At 31.9% G+C, this 21,663-nt stretch carries 21 protein-coding genes; 1 reads left to right on the forward strand and 20 read right to left on the reverse strand.

Going from position 1 to position 21,663, the window contains the following annotated elements; genetic code table 11:
* Nucleotides 1–22: 22 nt before the first annotated feature.
* The gene (locus tag Q0V24_RS00800; protein WP_297517565.1) at nucleotides 23–2,572 is read right to left on the reverse strand and encodes a calcium-translocating P-type ATPase, PMCA-type; all 2,550 of its coding nucleotides are present in this window, start codon (nucleotides 2,570–2,572) and stop codon (nucleotides 23–25) included.
* Between the two features lie 188 nt (nucleotides 2,573–2,760).
* Here Q0V24_RS00800 and Q0V24_RS00805 point away from each other — a divergent pair, with 188 nt between their 5' ends.
* Nucleotides 2,761–4,401, forward strand: coding sequence for a putative manganese-dependent inorganic diphosphatase (locus tag Q0V24_RS00805; RefSeq protein WP_297517567.1), 1,641 nt, complete (start codon nucleotides 2,761–2,763; stop codon nucleotides 4,399–4,401).
* 83 nt (nucleotides 4,402–4,484) lie between these two features.
* Here Q0V24_RS00805 and Q0V24_RS00810 read toward each other — a convergent pair whose 3' ends face one another.
* The 19 genes from Q0V24_RS00810 to Q0V24_RS00900 form a co-directional block, all read right to left on the reverse strand.
* On the reverse strand, nucleotides 4,485–5,270 hold the full coding sequence (locus tag Q0V24_RS00810; protein WP_297517569.1) for a flagellar hook-basal body complex protein: 786 nt from the start codon (nucleotides 5,268–5,270) through the stop codon (nucleotides 4,485–4,487).
* 15 nt (nucleotides 5,271–5,285) lie between these two features.
* The gene (locus Q0V24_RS00815) at nucleotides 5,286–6,011 is read right to left on the reverse strand and encodes a flagellar hook-basal body complex protein (RefSeq protein WP_297517570.1); all 726 of its coding nucleotides are present in this window, start codon (nucleotides 6,009–6,011) and stop codon (nucleotides 5,286–5,288) included.
* Nucleotides 6,012–6,211: 200 nt separating this feature from the next.
* A complete protein-coding gene (locus Q0V24_RS00820) occupies nucleotides 6,212–6,739 on the reverse strand; it encodes a hypothetical protein (RefSeq protein WP_297517572.1) in 528 nt (175 codons plus the stop codon).
* Between the two features lie 12 nt (nucleotides 6,740–6,751).
* Entirely contained in the window at nucleotides 6,752–7,477 is a 726-nt protein-coding gene (locus Q0V24_RS00825) for a FliA/WhiG family RNA polymerase sigma factor (RefSeq protein WP_297517573.1), read from the reverse strand.
* Nucleotides 7,478–7,490: 13 nt separating this feature from the next.
* Nucleotides 7,491–8,099, reverse strand: a complete 609-nt coding sequence (locus Q0V24_RS00830; RefSeq protein ID WP_297517575.1) for a PilZ domain-containing protein — start codon at nucleotides 8,097–8,099, stop codon at nucleotides 7,491–7,493.
* A 14-nt stretch (nucleotides 8,100–8,113) separates the two neighbouring features.
* On the reverse strand, nucleotides 8,114–8,983 hold the full coding sequence (locus Q0V24_RS00835; protein ID WP_297517577.1) for a MinD/ParA family protein: 870 nt from the start codon (nucleotides 8,981–8,983) through the stop codon (nucleotides 8,114–8,116).
* Complete coding sequence (flhF, locus tag Q0V24_RS00840) at nucleotides 8,977–10,092, reverse strand: flagellar biosynthesis protein FlhF (RefSeq protein ID WP_297517579.1); 1,116 nt, start codon at nucleotides 10,090–10,092, stop codon at nucleotides 8,977–8,979. Before flhF ends, Q0V24_RS00835 begins: the two co-directional genes overlap by 7 nt.
* Nucleotides 10,093–12,153 (reverse strand): flagellar biosynthesis protein FlhA, encoded by a 2,061-nt coding sequence (flhA, locus tag Q0V24_RS00845; protein ID WP_297517581.1) that lies wholly within the window; start codon nucleotides 12,151–12,153, stop codon nucleotides 10,093–10,095.
* A gap of 29 nt (nucleotides 12,154–12,182) precedes the next feature.
* On the reverse strand, nucleotides 12,183–14,006 hold the full coding sequence (locus tag Q0V24_RS00850) for a fused FliR family export protein/FlhB family type III secretion system protein (protein ID WP_297517582.1): 1,824 nt from the start codon (nucleotides 14,004–14,006) through the stop codon (nucleotides 12,183–12,185).
* A 10-nt stretch (nucleotides 14,007–14,016) separates the two neighbouring features.
* Nucleotides 14,017–14,286: a flagellar biosynthesis protein FliQ gene (gene fliQ / locus Q0V24_RS00855; protein ID WP_297517583.1), complete on the reverse strand. Its 270-nt coding sequence runs from the start codon at nucleotides 14,284–14,286 to the stop codon at nucleotides 14,017–14,019.
* A gap of 15 nt (nucleotides 14,287–14,301) precedes the next feature.
* Complete coding sequence (gene fliP / locus Q0V24_RS00860; RefSeq protein WP_297517888.1) at nucleotides 14,302–15,054, reverse strand: flagellar type III secretion system pore protein FliP; 753 nt, start codon at nucleotides 15,052–15,054, stop codon at nucleotides 14,302–14,304.
* Nucleotides 15,055–15,058: 4 nt separating this feature from the next.
* Nucleotides 15,059–15,439 (reverse strand): hypothetical protein, encoded by a 381-nt coding sequence (locus Q0V24_RS00865; RefSeq protein ID WP_297517585.1) that lies wholly within the window; start codon nucleotides 15,437–15,439, stop codon nucleotides 15,059–15,061.
* A gap of 22 nt (nucleotides 15,440–15,461) precedes the next feature.
* Nucleotides 15,462–15,950 (reverse strand): flagellar basal body-associated protein FliL, encoded by a 489-nt coding sequence (locus tag Q0V24_RS00870; RefSeq protein WP_297517587.1) that lies wholly within the window; start codon nucleotides 15,948–15,950, stop codon nucleotides 15,462–15,464.
* 21 nt (nucleotides 15,951–15,971) lie between these two features.
* Entirely contained in the window at nucleotides 15,972–16,697 is a 726-nt protein-coding gene (locus Q0V24_RS00875; protein ID WP_297517589.1) for a flagellar motor protein MotB, read from the reverse strand.
* Nucleotides 16,697–17,506: a motility protein A gene (locus tag Q0V24_RS00880; protein WP_297517591.1), complete on the reverse strand. Its 810-nt coding sequence runs from the start codon at nucleotides 17,504–17,506 to the stop codon at nucleotides 16,697–16,699. Before Q0V24_RS00880 ends, Q0V24_RS00875 begins: the two co-directional genes overlap by 1 nt.
* A 17-nt stretch (nucleotides 17,507–17,523) precedes the next feature.
* A complete protein-coding gene (locus Q0V24_RS00885; protein WP_297517593.1) occupies nucleotides 17,524–17,715 on the reverse strand; it encodes a flagellar FlbD family protein in 192 nt (63 codons plus the stop codon).
* A gap of 81 nt (nucleotides 17,716–17,796) precedes the next feature.
* Complete coding sequence (locus tag Q0V24_RS00890; protein ID WP_297517594.1) at nucleotides 17,797–20,397, reverse strand: flagellar hook-basal body complex protein; 2,601 nt, start codon at nucleotides 20,395–20,397, stop codon at nucleotides 17,797–17,799.
* A gap of 85 nt (nucleotides 20,398–20,482) precedes the next feature.
* Nucleotides 20,483–20,884, reverse strand: a complete 402-nt coding sequence (locus tag Q0V24_RS00895) for a TIGR02530 family flagellar biosynthesis protein (protein WP_297517596.1) — start codon at nucleotides 20,882–20,884, stop codon at nucleotides 20,483–20,485.
* 15 nt (nucleotides 20,885–20,899) lie between these two features.
* Nucleotides 20,900–21,658 carry a flagellar hook capping FlgD N-terminal domain-containing protein gene (locus Q0V24_RS00900; RefSeq protein WP_297517598.1) on the reverse strand — a complete coding sequence of 253 codons (759 nt, stop codon included), beginning with the start codon at nucleotides 21,656–21,658 and terminating at the stop codon, nucleotides 20,900–20,902.
* Nucleotides 21,659–21,663 lie beyond the last annotated feature (5 nt).

The following is a 21,663-nucleotide window of genomic DNA, read 5'->3' on the forward strand; positions in this document are numbered from 1 at the left end:
AAACGGCTTTTTTCATCTTATATTATTTTTTTACTTTAATTAATAAGAACACACTATTTACTAAAGCTATTATAGATGAGAAGAATACTACAAATAACCAATGCTTTATTCCAAGAGGTACTGTATGGAATATACCCGCAAAGAATGGAATATATAAAATCCCACAAAGCATTAGCATTGAAATAGCTACTGCCCCAACTAAGTATGGATTAGTAAATAATTTTATTTCAAATATAGAATGTCTCTCAGATCTACACTCAAATACATGAATAAGCTGTGACATTACAAGCGTTGATAAAGCCATTGTTCTGCAAGTGTCTATATCAAATCCATAGTACATACCAACTAAGAATGATAAAAGTGTGCAAAGACCTATTAAAGCTCCTCTTACCATTATCTTTTCTTTAAGCCCTCTAGCAAATATACTCTCATTTTTCTCTCTAGGCTTTTGACTCATTATATCAGGGTCACCTGGGTCAACTCCAAGTGCAATAGCTGGAAGTCCATCAGTTGCAAGATTTACAAATAATATCTGTATAGGTAGCATTGGTGATGGAAGTGCAAATAAAGTTGCTAAGAACATAGTTAAAACTTCCCCAAGGTTACAAGATAAAAGATATCTTATAAACTTTCTGATATTATCATAAATAGTTCTTCCCTCTTCCACTGCTGAAACTATTGTTTCAAAGTTATCATCCATAAGAATCATAGATGATGCCTCTTTTGTAACATCAGTTCCTGAAATCCCCATAGCAATTCCAATATCAGCTTCCTTTATAGCAGGAGCATCATTAACCCCGTCCCCAGTCATGGCAACTATATTACCTTTTTTCTTAAATGCCTTAACAATTCTAAGTTTATGTGCAGGGCTAACTCTTGCAAATATTCTTACATTATCAATTTGTTTTCTAAGGTCTGAATCACTTAACCTTTCAAGTTCTTCCCCTGTTAAAACTTGATTTTCTGTATTAACAATACCAAGGCTTTTTCCTATCGCATAAGCTGTATTTCTGTGATCTCCAGTTATCATAACTGGCTTAATCCCTGCCATTTTGCATCTTAGAACTGCATCTTTAACTTCTGGTCTTGGTGGGTCTATAATCCCTACAAGTCCAACAAATATAAGATTTTCTTCTACACTTTCATCTCTTTTAACTCCATTTTCTTTATAAGCACCTGCAATGCATCTTAAAGCTCTTTTACTCATATTATCCATAGAATCAATTATTGTTTGCTTCTTTTGAGGTGTAAGTTCTCTTACTCCACCATTCTCTAAAATATGCGTACACTTATTTACAACTCTCTCAGGTGCACCTTTTACATATGCGATTTCTTTACCAGACTCTCTTATAATTACAGACATCATTTTTCTTCCTGAATCAAACGGAATATCAAAAACTCTTTGAACATTTGACATTGTTGCTTCAAGAAGAGGTACATCTTTAAAATATAATTTGATAAGTGCTGTTTCTGTTGGGTCACCATGCAATGCTTTTTCTATATCTTTTTTAGAAAAATCATAATTACAATCATTACAATATACAAAACTTTTTAAAAGCTTCCCATTCTTTGGCACTTCCATTTCATCTATTTTATAAAACTTTCCATCAACAAATACTTCTTTAACAGTCATCTTATTTTGAGTTAATGTACCAGTTTTATCACTACAAATAACCGAAGTACAACCTAAAGTTTCTACAGCTGGAAGTTTTCTAACAAGTGCTTTTCTTTTAAGCATTCTTGAAACTCCAAGTGCTAATGCTACGGTAACTATTGCTGTAAGCCCCTCTGGAATAGCTGCTACTGCAAGACTCACTCCAAGAAGAAACATATCTCCAATAGGATTTCCTCTTAAAACTCCAATAAGCGTAACTAAAGCACAAACTGCTAAACATATTACTACAAGTACTTTTCCAAGCCCTTCAAGTCTTTCCTTTAAAGGTGACTTTTCTGACTCTATGTTATCAAGCATATTTGCTATTTTACCCATCTCTGTATCCATAGCAATAGAATTAACTCTCAAAGTTGCTTTTCCTTTTAAAATAGTTGTTCCCATGAAAAGTGTGTTATTTCCTCTAGCATCACTTTTATTGACTCCAACTGACTCTCCTGTAAGCAATGACTCGTCAATCATTAAATTAGTAGCCTCAATAATTTCACCATCAGCTGGAATTCTATCACCTGACTCTAAAACAACTAAATCACCTAAAGTAATTTCACTTGTAGCAATTACTTTTACATTTCCATCTCTAATAACTTTACAAGTTGGTGCTGCCATAGCTTTTAGTGCATCTAATGATTTTTCTGTTCTAAACTCTTGTATGAATCCTAAAACTGCATTAAGAACTACTATCACACATATTGTTATAGCATCTGCTATATCCCCCATAAGCCCTGATATTATAGTAGCTCCTATAAGTACCCATGTTATAAAATCATTAAATTGTGCAAAAAATATTTTAAATGCTGATATTTTATTAGTCCTTGTTATTTCATTTAATCCATACTGTTCTTGTCTTTTTCTTGCCTCTGAACTTGATAACCCTCTTGAAACTAGTTTTTCTGCCTCCAAATCTTCCCCTCCTATATTTTTAAAACTTCATTCAAATATATGTTATGTATACTAATATTTAGAACTGCTAATATTAAGTTATTCCCCTTAAAACTTTACATTTTATGCTACAACCATTAAAATATAATTTAGAAATAAATTTGATAAAACCAAAAATTTATATAGATAGTATTAAAGGAGATTTTTTTATGAAAGATGTAATTTATATTTCAGGACATAGAAATCCTGATAGTGACTCAATCTGTTCAGCACTTTCATATGCTGAGTTTAAAAATAAAACTCAAAGCATACCTGCTGTACCAGTAAGACTTGGAAATGTAAGCCCAGAAACTCAATATGCGCTTGACTACTTTAATGTAGAAGCACCTATGTTTATAGATACTGTTAGACTTAAAGTTGAAGATTTAGATATCGATGCAATAAGCCCAATAGATCCTCAAACTTCAATAAGAAAAGCTTGGACACTAATGAAAGAAAAAAATACAAAAACAATGCCTATATCAAACGGTGATAGTAAACTTGCTGGTATTGTAGCTACATCAAATATCACAGCTACTTACATGGATATATGGGATAGCCAAATAATTGCTAAAAGTAAAACTACTCTTGCAAATATAGTTGAAACACTTTCAGCTGAAATTTTAACAGAGTCAGAAACTAAAGTATTTACTGGTAAAATAACAGTTGCTGCAATGCAAGCTGAATCACTTGCTTCATTTATTGAAGAAGGCGATATTGCTATATCAGGTGATAGAATTGATGCTGTTGAAGCTCTTATAGCTCAAAAAGCATCATTAATAATTATTGCTGGTGGTCATAAGATTTCTGAAGAACTTATTGAACTTGCTAAAAAAAGCAATATCACAGTAATTTCTACAAACTATGATTCATTCACAACAAGCAGACTTATTGTTCAAAGTATACCTGTAGAGTATGTTATGACAAAAGAAAATATAATAACAATAGCTAGTGATGAGTTAGTTGATGAAGCTAAAAATATCATGAGTCAATCAAGACACAGTAGTTACCCAGTAATCAATAATGATGGGGAACTTATTGGAATGGTTGCTAGATATCACTTAATTTCAAACAAAAAGAAAAAGCTTATCCAAGTTGACCACAATGAGAGAGGTCAGGCTGTTGATGGTATCGAAGAAGCTGATATTCTTGAGATTCTTGATCACCACAGAGTTGCTGATATACAAACAAGTTCTCCTCTATACTTTAGATCAGAACCTGTTGGATGTACTTCAACTATCGTAGCTAAAAGATTCTTTGAAAATGGAATTAAGCCTTCAAAACAAGCTGCTGGATTAATGTGTTCTGCAATACTTTCAGATACATTAATATTTAAATCACCAACTTGTACACCTGAAGATAAAGTTATAGCTTTAAGACTTGCTGAAATGGCTGGAATTGATGCTTATACTTACGGAAAAGATTTACTTAAAGCTGGTACTTCATTAAAAGGTAAATCAGTAGAAGAAATCTTTAGCCAAGATTTTAAACCATTCGTAATTCATGGTAAAAAAGTTGGAGTTGCACAGGTTAACACAATGGATATCGAAGGATTTATGAATACATTAAAAGAAGAAATGCTTGATCACATGACAGACAAAGCTAGTGATCTTGGTGCTGAAATGATGATGATTCTTCTTACAGATATAATCGAAGAAGGTTCACAAATGTTAGTTGCTGGTGTAGACCCTGCAATCGCTGAAGAAGCATTTGGAGTTAAACTTTTAGAAAATACTGCTTTCCTTCCTGGAGTATTATCAAGAAAGAAACAAGTTGTACCAAACCTTACAAACGCAATTTCAAAAAGATAATATTTAAAGGATGCACAAAATAGTGCATCCTTTTTTTATTATATAATTTTGCAATCAAGAAAAAAGAAGCACTATGCGTACTTCTACTTCGATCTAAGATTATTAACCATTCCCCACATTTCATCAGCAGTTGTTATGCTTTTTGAACCTAGTTGGAATGCTCTTTGTGTCATTATCATATCTGAAAATTCCTGTCCTATATCTACATTTGAAGCCTCTAAAAGTCCTTGATGCATAATAGTATCTCTAGTTTCCATCATTACTGCTCCAGCCTTTGGCACAAACATATTTGAACCTACTGAAATATATGGGTCTGTTCCTTCTGCTGAATATAATGGAATCTTTCCTACATTTATAGTTTTTTTATCATTTAGAAGCTGAATTTCACCATCCTGTGTTATTTGAAAATTTCCTTTTTGCAAACTTAAACTTCCATTTCTTTTTAAGTCTAAATACTCATCTGTATATTCAACTTCTAGCATATTTCCCGCTGAGTCTACTATATCACCCTCTAAATTAAGAGTAAATGAACCAGCTCTTGTATATAATTCTTGTCCATTACTTCCTACTACCTTAAACATACTTCGCCCTTCTAAAGCTAAATCTGTTGCAAGACCTGTTTCCATTAAAACACCTTGATAAAATTCTTTTGAAGTACCACCTGCAATAACTCCTGTCCCTATATGAGCTACTCTTTCCGTTTTTGGCATTCCTCTTCTATCTAAATTTTCACTCATTGCTTCATTAAATTTAATATCTACTCTTTTATACCCTGTTGTTGCCATATTAGCTATATTATTTGATATTGCATCAAGCCTTATTTGATTGGCATTCATAGCACTCTGTCCATTCCATAATATCCTATTCATAAAACTTCCTCCTTACTATCTTACTGCCCCAATTTCGTTTGCTGCTTTTCCAAGAACCTCATCCATAGTCTGAACAATTTTTTGATTAGTTTCAAAAGCTCTCATTACACCTATCATATTTGCCATTTCATCAACTAAATTTACATTTGATTTTTCTGTATTTCCCTGCGCTATATAAACTCTTTCATCAAAATTTGGCTGCTTATCCTCATCAAACTTTGCTGTTAAAATTCTATATTCCGCTGGCTTTCCATTAACGCTAATTTCATTATTAGTATTCATTCTAAAATCATCATTACCAACAAATATAGGTTCAAATTCTCCAGTTCTTATATTCTCCCCCATAACCCTTTGACCATTTGAATTAAACATATATCCATTTGTCCCAACTTTAAAGTTTCCATTTCTTGAATAATTATATTCATTCATACCTTCAAATACAAAATACCCTTCACCATCAATTGCAAAATCTGTTGTATTATCTGTTGTACTCATAATCCCTTGGTCTTTTCTTTTATAAGTCCCATCTATTTCTACACCAAGACTAATTCCACCAATATCTCTCTTTTGATTTTGCTTATTATCTTTATTTTGCAGCATAACCTCATCAAATGACTTTAATATAAGTTCTTCTGCCTTATACCCTGTAGTATTTATATTTGCAAGATTATTTGTTATAGAAGCCTGTTTTGCCTCTAAAGTTACCATCCCTGAAACAGCTGTATATAATCCTCTTATCATCTACTTCACATCCCCACTAAAAATAACTTTACACTCATCATCATAATGCATACCATAAACCTTAGCCTCTTGTTCTATCTTTCCTTTAGATATCTGACTTTCATACCCACTAAAAAGCATAGATATTGAGCCAATTAGAATTCCTATTCCAATCCCAAGAAGTAATTTTCTATCTGATAAAGCATCTATTATTTTTTTTCCTAGTTGTATAATCCTTTTATTAATAGTAATTCCCCCTTACCAATACTAAGTTTTTTGCATATATCATCATCTGATAAACCATTGCTTATTAAATTTTTTATTTCTTCAATTTTGAGTAAATTTTCATTTTCTTTCTTATTATCGGTATTATGTTTTTCTACTTCAGATTTTTCTTTATTTTCTTTATTTAAATTTTTATTATAAGCATTTTTTTCACTCTCAGATGCTTTCACATATTGATTTGTAGCTAAAGTATTTATGCTAAATTTTGCTACTTCCTCTTTATCTTCTTTCATTTTAAACTTTAAATAATTTACCTCTTCCTTTAAATCTACTATCTCTCTTTGAAGTTCTACAATTGTCTCACTTAAATCTTTTCTAATCTTTAACATTTCTACCGTTGTATCTGTAACTGTTTCTTCCTGATTCTTCAAGATAGCAGAAAAGCCATCTGGCTTTTCTTTCTGTCTTGCTCTTATATTAAAAATTATTAAAATTGCTGAAATTACAACTAAATATATAATCATATGTCCACCTACTTAAATGTATTTTTCTTCTTTCATAACTTTTCTTAAATTAACAATAGCCCTTGCATGTAACTGACAAACTCTTGATTCTGAAACAATTAAAATTTGTCCTATTGATTTTAATGTAAGCTCTTCATAATAATATAAATTTAAAACAAGTTTGTCTTTTTCATTTAACTTATCTAAACACTTAGCTAAAATATCTATTTCTTCATTTGCTTCCACAATAATCTCTGGTCTAGGGCTTGATTCATCCTCTAAAATATGTGTAATAGAAAAATCATCATCTGAATAAATCATACTATCAAGTGACATCATTGATATATAATTTATATATCTCTCTATTTCTGAAACACCTTTATTATTAATCCCAAGTTCTATTCCTATTTCTTGTGTTGTTGGTTCTCTTAGTAACCTTCTTTGCAACGCATCCATAGCCTGATTATATTTATTAAGCTTATCCATAGCACCTTTAGATATCGGACTACTTCTTCTCATCTCATCAATCATTGAACCTTTTATCCTTATAGATGCGTAAGTTGAAAACTTCATACCTTTCTCTGGCTTAAATTTTTTATATGCATCCATAAGCCCAAGCATCCCATACCCAACTAAATCCTCATACTCTATGTATTTACTTTTCCCAAGTATAACTTTTCCTGCTATATGTTTTACTAACGGAATATATTTTTCTACAATAACAACCTCATTATTTACCACTTCAACCTGTGCAATCATCTAATTTCCCCCCTTAGATAAGTTCCATCTGCTTTCTCATAATCTCAAATACTATTTTTATAATAGCTTCTCTCTCTTTATTGTGAATATCTACAAACTGTACCCCTATAACATTAAACTTAGAATTTGTACTATCCTCAATCCTAATAACTTTACCTTTTGCCTTAACTATCTTCTCATTATTTCTTATACTAACAATTATCTCATCGCCTACTTTTAGCTCTTTTGAGCTTTTAAGCCTAACTCCACCACCACTTAAATCTAAAAGAAGTGCATCAAAATTAGAATTTTCACTCTCACATTTTATAACTCTAGTAATATTTACTCTTACATAATCTCTTCTTTGTATCTTCTTAACCTCATAAGCTTCACCAAGTTCATAAACTTTTACGTTACCATCTTTTCCACGCCCAAGTACCCTAGATGATAATTCATATACAACAAGTTCTTTTGCATATGTCATTATTTTTATATCATCCCCCTCGTGTAAAACAAGGTACTCATTATTATGTAATGGTATATCTATGTATATTTTATTATCATCTAAACTTTGAATTTTACTTTTATAAATTACTCCATCTATTTCTACTTCAACCCTATCATTGACCCTTAACTTATCCACTTTATAAATCCCCCTTAAGAAAATATCTTAAATAACTTTTTGAAGAACCCTTCTGCCCCAATTGAGTTATCTATCTTTTCACCTATTATTAAATCCGAAATTTTTCTAAGACATTTAGCCGAATCAGAATTTGGATATGCTATCGCCACCGGCTTTTGCTTCCTTACAGACTCTACAAGCTTTCTGTCATCAAATATAAACCCTATATATTCTAAATCAAATGAAATAAACTTATCAGCAACATTTTTAAATTTATTATAAGTCTCCTTTGCTTCCTCTTCTGTAAAACTTCTATTTATTATCACTTTTGCTTTTTCTTTAAGATCAAAATGCTTTACCGCCTTTATTAGACTATAAGCATCAGTTAAAGATGTTGGTTCTGGTGTAGTCACTAAAAGAACTTCATCACTTGCAGCTATAAATCCTAGGACAGTTCTACTAACCCCCGCTCCTGTATCCATCAAAATATAATCATAATCTGATAACCCTGTAAGTGCATTTATAAATCTATCTCTTTTTCCCTGTGATAATTCATCAATTTTGTTAAGTCCTGAACCTGCTGATAAAAGACTAACTCCCTGCCCTGTATCAATTATCGCATCCTTTATTGTTACAGTTCCTTGAATTACATCATAAACATTATATTTTGGATAAACTCCAAGTATTATATCATCATTTCCCATCCCTATATCTGCATCAAATATAAGAACCTTTTTTCCTTGTTTCCCAAGTGTTATACCTAAATTAACAACTATATTACTTTTTCCAACTCCACCTTTTCCAGAAGTAATTGTTATTACCCTTGCTTTTCTTATCTCTGAAATATCAGATGTTTTTTCCTTTGCCCTAACTAAATTCCTAAGTGCCTGTGCCTGATCTAACATACCGATGTCTCCCCTAAAATCTCACTTATAATTTTTTTGCTTGAACAATTTTCTATATCATTTGGAACTCCTTGACCAGTAGTTATATACCTAATAGCCTTCTCACTAAGATGAGCTATATTAAGTATTGTTCCATTTGAAGCTGTTTCATCAATTTTAGTTACGATAATATCCTTGTACTTTAACTGCTTATAGGCATCTATTATTAATTTCAAATCCTTATTTTTAGTTGTAGCTGAAACAACCAAACTTATATTATCCGCATTTGCTTTTTCAACAAATGCTCGAAGCTCTGAAATTTGCATTATATTCTTACTACTTCTACCCGTTGTATCAATAAGAATTACATCACAATCTTTCATATTTTTAATAGCCACTTCCATTTCTTGAATATTAATAACAACCTCAAAAGGTATATTCATTATTTGAGCATATGTTTTAAGCTGCTCTACAGCACCTATTCTATAAGTATCTACTGTTATAAGCCCAACTTTTTTATTTTCAATAAGTGATAACCTACCTGCAAGTTTTGCTATAGTAGTAGTTTTTCCAACCCCTGTTGGTCCTACTAAAACTGTTATCCCCTCAAAACCTGAGTTTTCCTCTTTTATAATTTTAGAAATCCTCTCTTTTGCAACCTCATCACTTGATGTCCCATCAAATACTTTTTCTATAATCTCATCTAGAACATCTTCATCCCTCAAACTTTTCTTTAACCCTTCATCCTGATTCTTTGCAATCTTATTTAAAATTGCTTTCATTTCTCTAACCTCATCATGAAGTTCACTACTTACTTCCTCTCTTTTAGGAGGTTCATATATTTTACTAATTTCTTCCGACTTAGTATCAATCATATTTTTTGACATTGCAGCTTTAAGAACTGACAAAACTGCATCTTCTGATTTAGTTTCTTTAAATTTACTTACTTCTTTCTTTTTTTTATTATCCCTCGCTGCTGTAACTTCTATCATTTTTTTTCCAAAAAGCCCTTTTATGCCTACCTGTCTAACTTTTCTCTCTGATATTATTATTGCTTCTACTCCAAGGTCCTGTCTTATTCTTCTCATAGCCTCATTCATATTAGAAACTAAATATTTTTTAATAACCATCTAGACACCAACAACCCCTTCTGCCTTAATTTGAACGTCATTTGGTATTTCATTAAGTGAAATAACCATCACATGCGGGAAAATCATCTCTATAAATCTTCTAAATGAAGCTCTTATATTTGGAGAAACTAACACTACCGGTTGATTATTATGGAAGTACACTGTTTCTACCTTTTCTTTTAATGCATTATATATTTGTGTACTTGTATCTGGATCTATAGCTGGGAATGAACCCTGTGTAGATTTTTGAGTTTTAGAAGCTACTAGCTCTTCTATTTGCCCATCTAAAGTAACCACTGTTATAGCTCTTTCTTCATCAACTATCTGATTACAAATAGTTCTTGATAATGCAAACCTAACATACTCAGTTAAAACTTCTATATCTCTTGTATTTCTTGCATTATCTGCAAGAGATTCCATTATAGTAACCATATCTTTAATTGGTACTTTCTCTCTTAGAAGATTCTGTAGAACTTTTTGAAGCTCCCCTATACTCAGAAGGTCAGGTACAAGTTCTTCTACAACCGCACTATATTTCTCCCTAGTATTATCAACTATTAATTTAACTTCCTGTCTTCCTAAAAGCTCATATGAATGTGACTTAATAGTTTCTGTAAGATGAGTAACCATAACAGTCGTTGGGTCAACTACTGTAAGCCCTCTTATTTCTGCATCTTCTCTTTGACTATTATTTATCCAAAATGCTGGAAGTCCAAAAGTAGGTTCTATAGTTTTAATCCCCTCTATAGGTCCACCTTCACCTGTTGGATCCATGCATAAAATCATCCCTGGCATAATCTCTGAACTAGAAATTACAGTACCTCTCAGCTTTATAACATACTCATTAGTTTTAAGTTGAAGATTATCTCTTATTCTTATAGGTTGAACTACAATCCCCATTTCAATTGCACACTGCCGTCTAACAGATGCAATTCTTTGAAGTAAATCTCCACCTGATGAATCATCAGCTAATGGAATTAAACCATATCCTATTTCAACTTCTAATGCCTCTACTGCTATAAGATTCATAACATTCTCAGGCTCTTTTCTTTCTTCTTGCTGACTTTCTTCAACTTCTTTAACTATCTCATCTTCTTCTTTTTTAACCTCATCCTTATGAACAAAATAAGCACAAGCCCCTGTTGCAACTCCAAGAATTAAAAATGGCATTTTTGGCATCCCTGGAACAATCGCTAATGCAAACATTAAAAATGATGCTATCGCAAGTGCAATTGGAAAAGCTGTAAGTTGTTTTGTTAAAACTGTACCAAAATTTTCTGATGAACCTGACCTTGTAACTAAAATACCAGATGCTGTTGAAATTAAAAGTGCTGGTATCTGACTTACAAGACCATCCCCAACTGTTAAATTCACATATGTACTCGCTGCTTGTCCAAATTCCATTCCAAGCATCGAAACTCCAATTATTATTCCTGCAACAATATTAATTACCGTTACTATAATACCTGCAACCGCATCTCCTTTTACAAACTTCGATGCACCATCCATAGCCCCATAAAAATCTGCTTCAAGTTGTAAATCTCGTCTTCTTGTTTTTGCATCATCCTCATTAATCAGACCTGAGTTTAAATCTGCATCTATACTCATCTGCTTACCTGGCATAGCATCAAGCGTAAATCTTGCTGCAACCTCTGAAACTCTTCCCGCCCCAGCTGTAATAACCATAAACTGAATAATTACTATAATTAAAAATATAATTATTCCGACTACATAATTTCCACCTATAACAAAATCTCCAAAGGCTGCTATAATACTACCAGCTTCTCCTTCACTTAAAATAAGTCTTGTTGATGATATATTAAGACCAAGTCTAAATAATGTCGTTATAAGTAATAACGTTGGAAATACTGATAATTGTAAAACATTTGTTGTAAACATAGTAATAAGTGCTATAACCACTGAAATTGTTATGTTAAGTGCTAACATAACATCAAGCAAGGCTGGTGGTAATGGAATAATAATCATAAGAACTATTCCTATAACTCCAAACGCAATTATTACATCAAGATTAGCCTTAAAACTAAATTTTTTTAAATCCAAAGTTTTCCCTCTCCTTTCCCTTAGTGATTTTATTTATCAAGTTTATATATTACTGCAAGTATTTCTGCTACTGCCTTATACATATCTGGTGGAATCTCTTGATCTACCTCAACAGTCTCATACATAAGTCTTGCAAGTGGTCTATCTTCTATAATTGGAATTTTATTTTCTTTTGCAATTTCTTTTATTTTAAGAGCAATATTATCTGCACCCTTTGCTATAATCTTTGGTGCCTTTGCATTTTCACCTTGCTCATATTTTATTGCAAGCGCTAAATGTGTTGGGTTTGTTATAATCACAGTAGCATCTGGAACCGCTTGCATCATTCTATTCATTGCCATTTCTCTTTGCTTTTGCTTTCTTTTCCCTTTTACATGAGGGTCACCCTCTGATTGTTTTGATTCCTCTTTAACCTCTTGCTTAGACATTTTCATATCTTTATTGTGCATTTTCCACTGCATAAAATAATCAGCAGCAGCCACAACTACAAGAACCAAAAGAATCTTTGAGAAAATACCAACCAAAAGTGATTGAAACTCTACTCCAAAACTTGGAAAATATAATCCCCCAAGTTTCATTATTCGCTCATAATTTTCTGATACAAAACCAAAACCTACATATCCAAGACATCCTACAAGAACAAGATTTTTAACTAAATCAACAAGTTTCTTGCCTGAAAACATATTCTTCATTCCCTTTATAGGATTTATTTTGCTAAGTGATGGCTTTAATCCCTCTGTGCTATTTATAAATCCAGTCTGCATAATACTTGCTGCAACCCCCACAATCATTATTGGAATTGCTATTGGTAGAAATACCTCAGCAAATTTCATAGCAGATGTTACAAATATATTATTTATTTCATTTTCAGTTAAAGTTATTTGAAAATCAGTCGAAAAATAATGTATCAATACACTTTTTAAATTATTTACTATATATGATCCAAGCGATATTATAATTAATAATATTGTCCCAAGACTAAGTACTGTACCAATTTCCTTACTTCTAGGAACTTGTCCTTTTTTCTTAGAATCAGACTTTTTCTTTGGAGTTGCCTCCTCAGTCTTTTCTTCTGAAAAAATAAATAATACTGGTATAAGTGTAAATAATTTTTCTATAACCTCTGGAATTACATTAAAACCAGAAACTATAAGCTTTATGATAATCGGTAATGATATTATAAAACTTGCAAGTCCAACCATAATCTTAATTGGCATCCCAAGAATCATAATATTAAGTTGTGGTACACTTCTAGATATTAATCCCATAACAACATCAGATATTATTATAAGTAATACTAGAGGAATTGATATTCTTAAACCTAGTACAAAATAATTTATAAAAGCTTCTATCATCACACCCATAGTATCTTGGCTTAATATATTATGACCAAGTGGGATAATTTCAACACTTTTGCTAAACATTCTTATTAGCATATGATGTCCATCTACTATAAAGAAAATAATAATAGCTACCCAGTGACTTATATTTGCAAGCATTGTAGAATTACTTTTAGTATTAGGATCAAACATACTTAGCATAGCAAGACCCATTTGCATATCTAAAAAACTACCTGCCATTTTTATAAAGTAAAACCACATCCCTACTGCAAGACCTAGCATCACACCTGAAAAAGCTTCATTAAATATTGATAAAACTAAAGTTAAATCATTTGGCATTTCTGTAACTGGCACATTCTCCATATTTATAGCTAAAAATAATGCTACTATTATAGAAAAACCAGCCTTAACTTGCTTTGGCACTGATGGTGGAAAAAATATTGGTGTTACCATGATAAATGCTGATATTCTTACAAGTATAAAAATAAGAGCTATGATAATTGAAACATCCATCTTTCTCCCCCTAGTTTGCTATAGTTGATATAATTGTAAATATTTCCTGAGTAAAATTAACTACTGTATGAAGCATCCAAGTTCCAAGAAAGAGTCCTATTGCTCCCATTCCTAAAAGTTTTGGAACAAAAGTTAATGTCTGTTCTTGAATTTGTGTTGTTGCTTGGAAAATGCTTATTATAAGGCCTATAATAAGTCCTACTGCTAAAAATGGACCTGCAACTTTTAATGCAACTATCATTGCTTCTTTTATAATCCCTATAAGCATAGTATCTGTCATTTTTCCTACCTCCTATCATATAAAACTTAAAACTAAAGATTTTATTAATAAATGCCATCCATCTACCATTACAAATAAAAGCAACTTAAAAGGCAGTGATATCATAACTGGAGGTAACATCATCATCCCCATAGACATCAGAACACTTGCTACAACCATATCTATAACTAAGAATGGAAGATAAATTAAAAATCCTATTTCAAATGCTGTTTTAAGTTCACTTATAATAAAAGCTGGAACTACAACAGTTAACGGAACATTTTCTCTTGTTAAATTTGTTTTATCCATTTTTGACATATCTACAAAAAGTTCTAAATCTTTTTTTCTTGTTTCTTTAAGCATGAAACTTCTTATAGGTGCTGTCCCTTTTTCTATCGCAACTTCCTGTGTAATCTCATTATTCATATAAGGCTTTAACGCATTTTCATTTATATCTGTGACAACTGGTGCCATTACAAATATAGTTGTAAAAAGTGCAAGTCCTACTAAAACCTGACTAGGTATTGCTTGTTGTGCCCCTATTGCACTTTTAAAGAATGATAAAACAACTGCTATTCTTGTGAAACAACTCATCATTATTAAGAATGATGGAAGTAAAGTAAGCATTGTTAATACCATCATAAGTTTAAGGCTTCCAACATATTCTTTTGGGCTATCCCCTAAAGAAATATTTATACTAGCCTCCTGTGCTGATACCCTTTGGCTATTAAATAAAATAATAGCTAATAAACTAAATGCTAAAACCATAAAATACTTTTTCTTCTTCATCATTCTACCTCTTAAATTTCACTAAAAATTTTCCTGTACTCTTTTTAAGCCCATCAATTCCGTTATTACATTTTACTGTCATCTCTTCATTGAACTTTTCTTTTTGATTCTCTATCTCTAGAATTTCTTCCTTTGATAAATCTTTTACTTTTTCCATACCTTTAACAGATGAGAGAACAACACTTCCTTCTTCCCCCATTTTAAAAACATAAATAGCCTCTGTTTTGCTTATTTGTGTTTTTTCAATTATCTTTACATACTTTCCACTTGATAACTTATCCATTTTCTCTTTAGTTTTTCTTAGCAAAACTACTAATATTAATAGTAGCCCTGCTGAAAAAAATACTAACTTAAATATAAAAAAGAAGTATTCTGTAAATCCCATGCTGCCTCTCCTCTTGTGTATATTATTGAATTAAAAAGCTTTGGAAGTAAGCATCTACTATTGTAGAGTCTACCTTTAACTGTTTGTTAAGCTCTTTTACAAGCTCATTTTTTAGTCCATCTAAATCTTTTAATTGTTCTTCTGTTCTTCCTTTTAAATAAGTTATAGTTGCATCCCTTAACACAACTATATTTTTATCTAATTCTTCTATAAACTTTTCATCTTCAATATTATAAGCAACTGTTACATTTGCTTTTATATATCGCTTAGTACCAACCTCAGCAAGATTTACTATAAAATCCTCACCAAGTGGAAGATGTTCTGTTTCTATAATTTTTTCAGCTTCCTTAACTACTTTATCTCCTGCTTTATCACTATTTTTATTCATCATAAATGATACACTCATAAAAGTAATCACAAATGTTAAAATAAGAAATACACTACCTATAAGCATCATTTTTTTAGTAGTCATTCCGCTTGATTTTTTATCTCCATTTTTATCTTTAGCCAAATTAATCCCTCCCTCAAAAAATTAATCATCTGAAGATACAAATAATACCGATACTCGTCGGTTAGCACCTCTGCCCTGTGGTGTACTATTATCAGCTATTGGCTTATACTCTCCATAACCTACTGCTGATAATCTACTAGCTTCTACTTTCTTACCCTCTATAAAATATCTAACAACATTTACTGACCTCTCTACTGAAAGTTCCCAGTTACTTTGTCCATTTCTATTTAAAGGAATATTATCTGTATGACCTTCAATTTCAACATCCCCTGTTGTTTTTAATATTACTTCCGAAATTTTATCTAATATTGCTGTATTACTAAATTTTGATTCACCAGACTTAAATAAGACATTTTCTCCAAGTTGTAACATTATCCCATCTTTTGTTCTTTCAAGCGTAATACTACTCTCTAATTTATTTTCTTCTATATATCGCTTTAACTCTTCATATGTATAATCTTCTTCTGACTCATTTGGAATTGTTGGAGTTTCTAATTCAGTTTCTCCACCTACAATAGGCACTTCTCCATCATGCAAATCAAATTCATGTATAGAATCTGCACTTTGCCCTTGAAACACTTCTTGAAATGCTACTGACATTTGCTTAATCTTTTCAGAATCAACCTCTGCCATTGAATATAGAAGTACAAAAAAAGTCATAAGAAGGGTCATAGTATCTGCAAAACTTGCAAGCCACCCACCACTTGCTTGAGGCTCTTCACTTTTTTTTCTTCTCTTTCTAGCCATTAATCAATATCCCCTTCTTCCACTTTCTTACTTCTATTTAAATAAGCAAGCTTCTCTGTTGGTGTAAGATATGTAATTAATTTTTCTTCAACAACTCTTGGGTTAACTCCTGCTTGTATTGAAAGTATCCCCTCTAGCATCATTTCTCTTCCTGAAACTTCTTTTTTACTTTTTAAGTCTAGGTTATTTGCTATTGGCAAAAATACTAAGTTAGCAAAAACTGAACCATAAAATGTTGTTATAAGCGAAATAGACATCCCTTCTGCTATTGCAGATGCATCTCCACCAAGGTTTGAAAGCATTTTTATAAGACCTAAAAGGGTACCTACCATACCAAAAGCTGGTGCATACTCTCCCCAAGTTCTAAAAAGGGCAACTCCTTTTTTATGTCTTGCTTCCATTTGCTCTATTTCTAGTTCTAATATTTCTTGAATTGTTTCCCCATCAACTCCATCTACAACCATTTGAAGTCCTTTTTTCATATATAAATCTTCCAAAGAATTTACTTCTTCTTCTAATGATAAAAGTCCTTCTTTTCTAGCTTTTGTTGATATAATAGAAAACTTAGCAATAAGTTCTTCCCCTGAAGTTGTAATCTCTTTTGTACTTTGCCCAAATAATTTACCTATTGATTTAATATCATTAATTGAATAAGTAATTAAAAGTGCTGCAAATGATCCCCCTATAGTTATTGCTAGAGATTGCATGTCCCAGAATATTCCCAGACCAGACTCTCCCATCATCCCCCAAACTATCATTCCTACACCAAGTATTACACCGACAAAGGTAAGTGCATCTGATTTTTTCATCTGATACTCCTCCTAAATTAAAAATCACCCTTAAAAATTCTTTTCTTGAACCTAACAATTAAATCAATTACTTCATCAATTGATTCTGTAACTATATATTTCTTACCATTACTAAGAGTTAACACAGTTTCTGGCACCGATTCCATCTTCTCTATATGGTCTGGATTTAAATAAAATTCTTTATTATTTAAAGCTGTTAATATAATCATCCTTTTCCCTCTCTTTATACTACTAGGGAGTTTTAAACTCCCTATAGCAAAATTAAAAATTATCTGATAATAAGATATTAATTATCTTTTAAGGTTTATTATATCCTGTAGTATCTCATCACCTGTATTAATTATCTTTCCACTTGCTTGGAAAGCTCTAGTAGTTGTTATCATATCTGTGAATTGCTCTGCTAAATCAACATTTGACATCTCTACCATTCCTTGAATAGTCGATGCATATCCCTTTGAGTTATCCTCACCTGTTGTCCCAACTCCACTTCTAATAGTAGCATCACCTGAGTTAGCTGATTGTGAATAAAGATTTCCACCCATTTTTGAAAGACCCTCTGGGTTTTTAAAGTTAGCTATAGCAAGTTGACCTACTGCTGCAACTGAACCATCTTCTAAAATACAATTTATAACACCTTGTTGGTCAATATTAAATGATTTAACTCTAAGTTCTACATCACTTCCTGGCATTCTAACTGTATCTGGAATTTTTAAAGTTTTAAGACCTTCATCATAAGCTTTAACATTTTGTGTACCATCAACAAAATTAATAATTCCATCTTCTGTTAAACTTTGTACTGGTGTCCCACCTATTATGTCTTCAGTGTCCGTAACTCCCATATTTTGTGGTTCTCCTGAAACTGTAACTCCTTGATTTATACCTTTTGCCTCTAAAGCTTTGTTTATAACATTAGTTACCGATCTTGCTGCATTATTACCTACATTCGTAAAATCTCCACTTAGCACAATAGTTTTATCTGTTTCAGATATTTTTGCATCTATTGCTGTGTTCTGAGAAATATCTCCCATCACTACTTTGTATCCATTTAAAGCTGCACCTTCGTCAAAAGCAAAATCGAATCCAAATACTGATTGATTTTCTGGTGATCTAAACTCTGCTCCACCATCAATCATTTCTGACTCAGAATCCATATCAATCTTAGCTCTACCTGAGATAGTAACACCTTCAAAATTCGGATTATTTAATTCTGTTTTTAATAAATCATTTATTTTATTTTCTAATGTATCTGAGTCTAACATTCCACTATCAAGGAAGTTTCCAGATATTCTAATAGTTTCTATTTTTCCATTTTTCGAAATTATTTCTGTATCATCTACACTACCTTCAATATCTACGATCTCAAAGTTAATTCCATTTAATTCTTCACCTTTAGGGAACTTTATGCTAAATCCACCAACTTCTATTTGCTCTGGTGCAGTCTTATTAGCTCCCTCTTTTACACTGTAAGTTTTCCCACCAAAACCATCTAAATTAATTTCATTTACAGCTACATCTGGGAACCACTTTTTTATATTCTCAAGAACCTGAGCTTCATCTGTTGCTGCATCTTTATAATCAATCGTAATAGTTTTTTCATTTCTATTTATATCAGTTTCAAATTTATCACCTTTACTCACTACAAACTTATAACCATTTAATGCTCCCATATTTTCTGATAAAATATCCTTATCAAATCCTATCAAAACTTTATCATTATCATCTACAACATTAGATGGTTGCTTTCCATTTTCTCCACCATCAACTTCACTTTTAATCCCTGGAATTTGTGCTGGGTTTCCTATAACTTCTACAGTTTGATTAAAACTTTTTGGAAGTGCTGCATTTACTGCATCTAGTATCATATTTTTATCTATTGCAGATGCATCTAAGAAGTTAGCATTTATAGTAACAACTTTTTGATCTTCATCAAAATCTGCACTTGCTTTATCTGCTTGAATATCTCCTATTTTAAATGTATATCCATTAAAATCAGAACCCTCTGTGAATGTAAATGTCATTCCCATAAGTGATACTGAATTTGGTGAGGTTGCATCTGAACCCCCTTCAACTCTATCGCTTCCTAAATTATTAAACTCTGGAATTTTGCCAAAAACATTCATTCTTTGTGATATTCCAGCAGTTGAAAGTGCTTTATTTGCAGCATTTTCAATGGCATCTACTTCTATAGTAGAACCTTTTGAAAAATCACCACTAATTTTTATTACTTTGCTTTCTTTATCAACAATCGCATCCGTCACAGTCCCAGGCCCTACAGCTCCAAGCTCTACTTTATATCCATTAAGTTGTGACCCTGGGCCAAATCTTATGTCAAGTTCTCTTAGTTTTACTGCCTCTGGAGAATTCCCTGTTGGCGCCACTGCATTATCATCATTTGTTACAGGGTATCCCATTACTCTATAACCATCAGATGTTAAAAGATTTCCAGCTTGGTCTAAAATAAATGTACCAGCTCTTGTATACATCATTTCACTTCCACTATCATTTGAAGAAAGTGTATGTGAACCTGGCTTATGACTTACTTGTAAATCATCATTTTCAAAAACTTCTGGTCCTTTACTTACCATAAAGAATCCACCGCCATCTAGTGCTAAGTCAAGATTTCTCCCTGTAGGTTGAAGCATTCCTTGAGTCATAACTGTATCAATACTTGCAAGCTGAACTCCTAGACCTACTTGCTGTGAGTTTACTCCCCCTTGACTTGCAGTTGGTGCTGTGGCATCTGCCATATTCTGTGATAGCATATCTTGAAACTTAACTGTTGATGCCTTGAACCCTGTAGTTCCAAGGTTAGCAATATTATTACCTATAACATCTAATTTTGTTTGATTGACCTTCATACCTGATATTCCTGAATACATTGACCTTAACATTTAAAAATCCCCCTAAAATTGATTTGCATTAATTAACTTTATTTCAATCATTCCATAAAGTTTTAAGCCTCCATATTGGTCCAGCTTATAAAATTACTGCACTATCTATATTTGTAAATACATTATCATCTGCCCTATTCTTGTGAACTGCTGTTATTATTATATTATTTTCTATACTTGCAACAATCGCAGAATCTCTATAAACAATAACTGTATTTTTCGACCCTTTTTTCTTAGCTTTTTCCATAGCATTTTCTATATTTTTATAATCTCTATCTGTAAACCCAAGCTCTCTAAGCCTTTCACTTGCATGCTTTGAAACTTTAAAGCTATAACCATTGTTGTCAGTAAGCTTGCCATTTAATATTTCAGAAAAACTACTTTCCTCTTTATTAATCTGAATTTTATTTTGACTTAAATTATCTGAATTTAAATTATCAATATTGTATGCTCCATATGGCCTTCCATTAATAATTCTATAATTCAACTATCTCACCTATACTTATTCTTGATTTTCGTCTGGCTTTATTTCTGTCGTTTCATCTTTGTCTTCTTCTGGCTTAGTTTCTGTGTTTGCTTCTGTATTTACATCCCCAACACTCACTACTTTATCAATAGTTACTGCAATTACTTCCTCACTATCTTCAAGTTTTACATTTACTTTTATTACCCCATTATCCTTAAAAGCACCTATAACACTACCCACATAATTTTCATCACTACTATTTTTCTCACTAAGTTTTACCTCTTTTCCAATAAATGAACTTGCAAGTAAAAATGATGTATTACCATTAACATTATTTATAGCTGGCAGCGAGAAGTTTGGAACTTCTAAAATTGAAACTATTGATTCTACTGGAAACTCTTTGTATACATTTTTTCCATTCTCACTAACTTCCATAGATATGCTAGTTGAACTTCCCTCTGTATTTACAGACTTAACTATCCCTGTGTAAGGCTTTCCATTTGAATCTAGGACATCTACTGTTACCCCTTTTCCAACTAAGTTTTGCTCTGAATAATCTGTCATAGTTTTATTTAAATTTTGCATTTGCTCCATTGTTGAAAACTGTGCCATTTGTGTAACATACTGAGTAGAATCTTGATCCCCTGCCATAGGGTCTTGATTTCTAAGCTGCGCTGATAATATAGTAAGAAAAGCATCCTTATCCATATCCTCACCAGGCTTAACTATTGGTGTTCCTCTATCAGTAGTATTATAATTTGCATTATTTTTTGCTATTGCTCTACTAAAATCCATCTTAT

The organism is uncultured Clostridium sp., from assembly GCF_947039605.1.
Taxonomy (GTDB): Bacteria; Bacillota; Clostridia; order Clostridiales; family Clostridiaceae; genus Sarcina.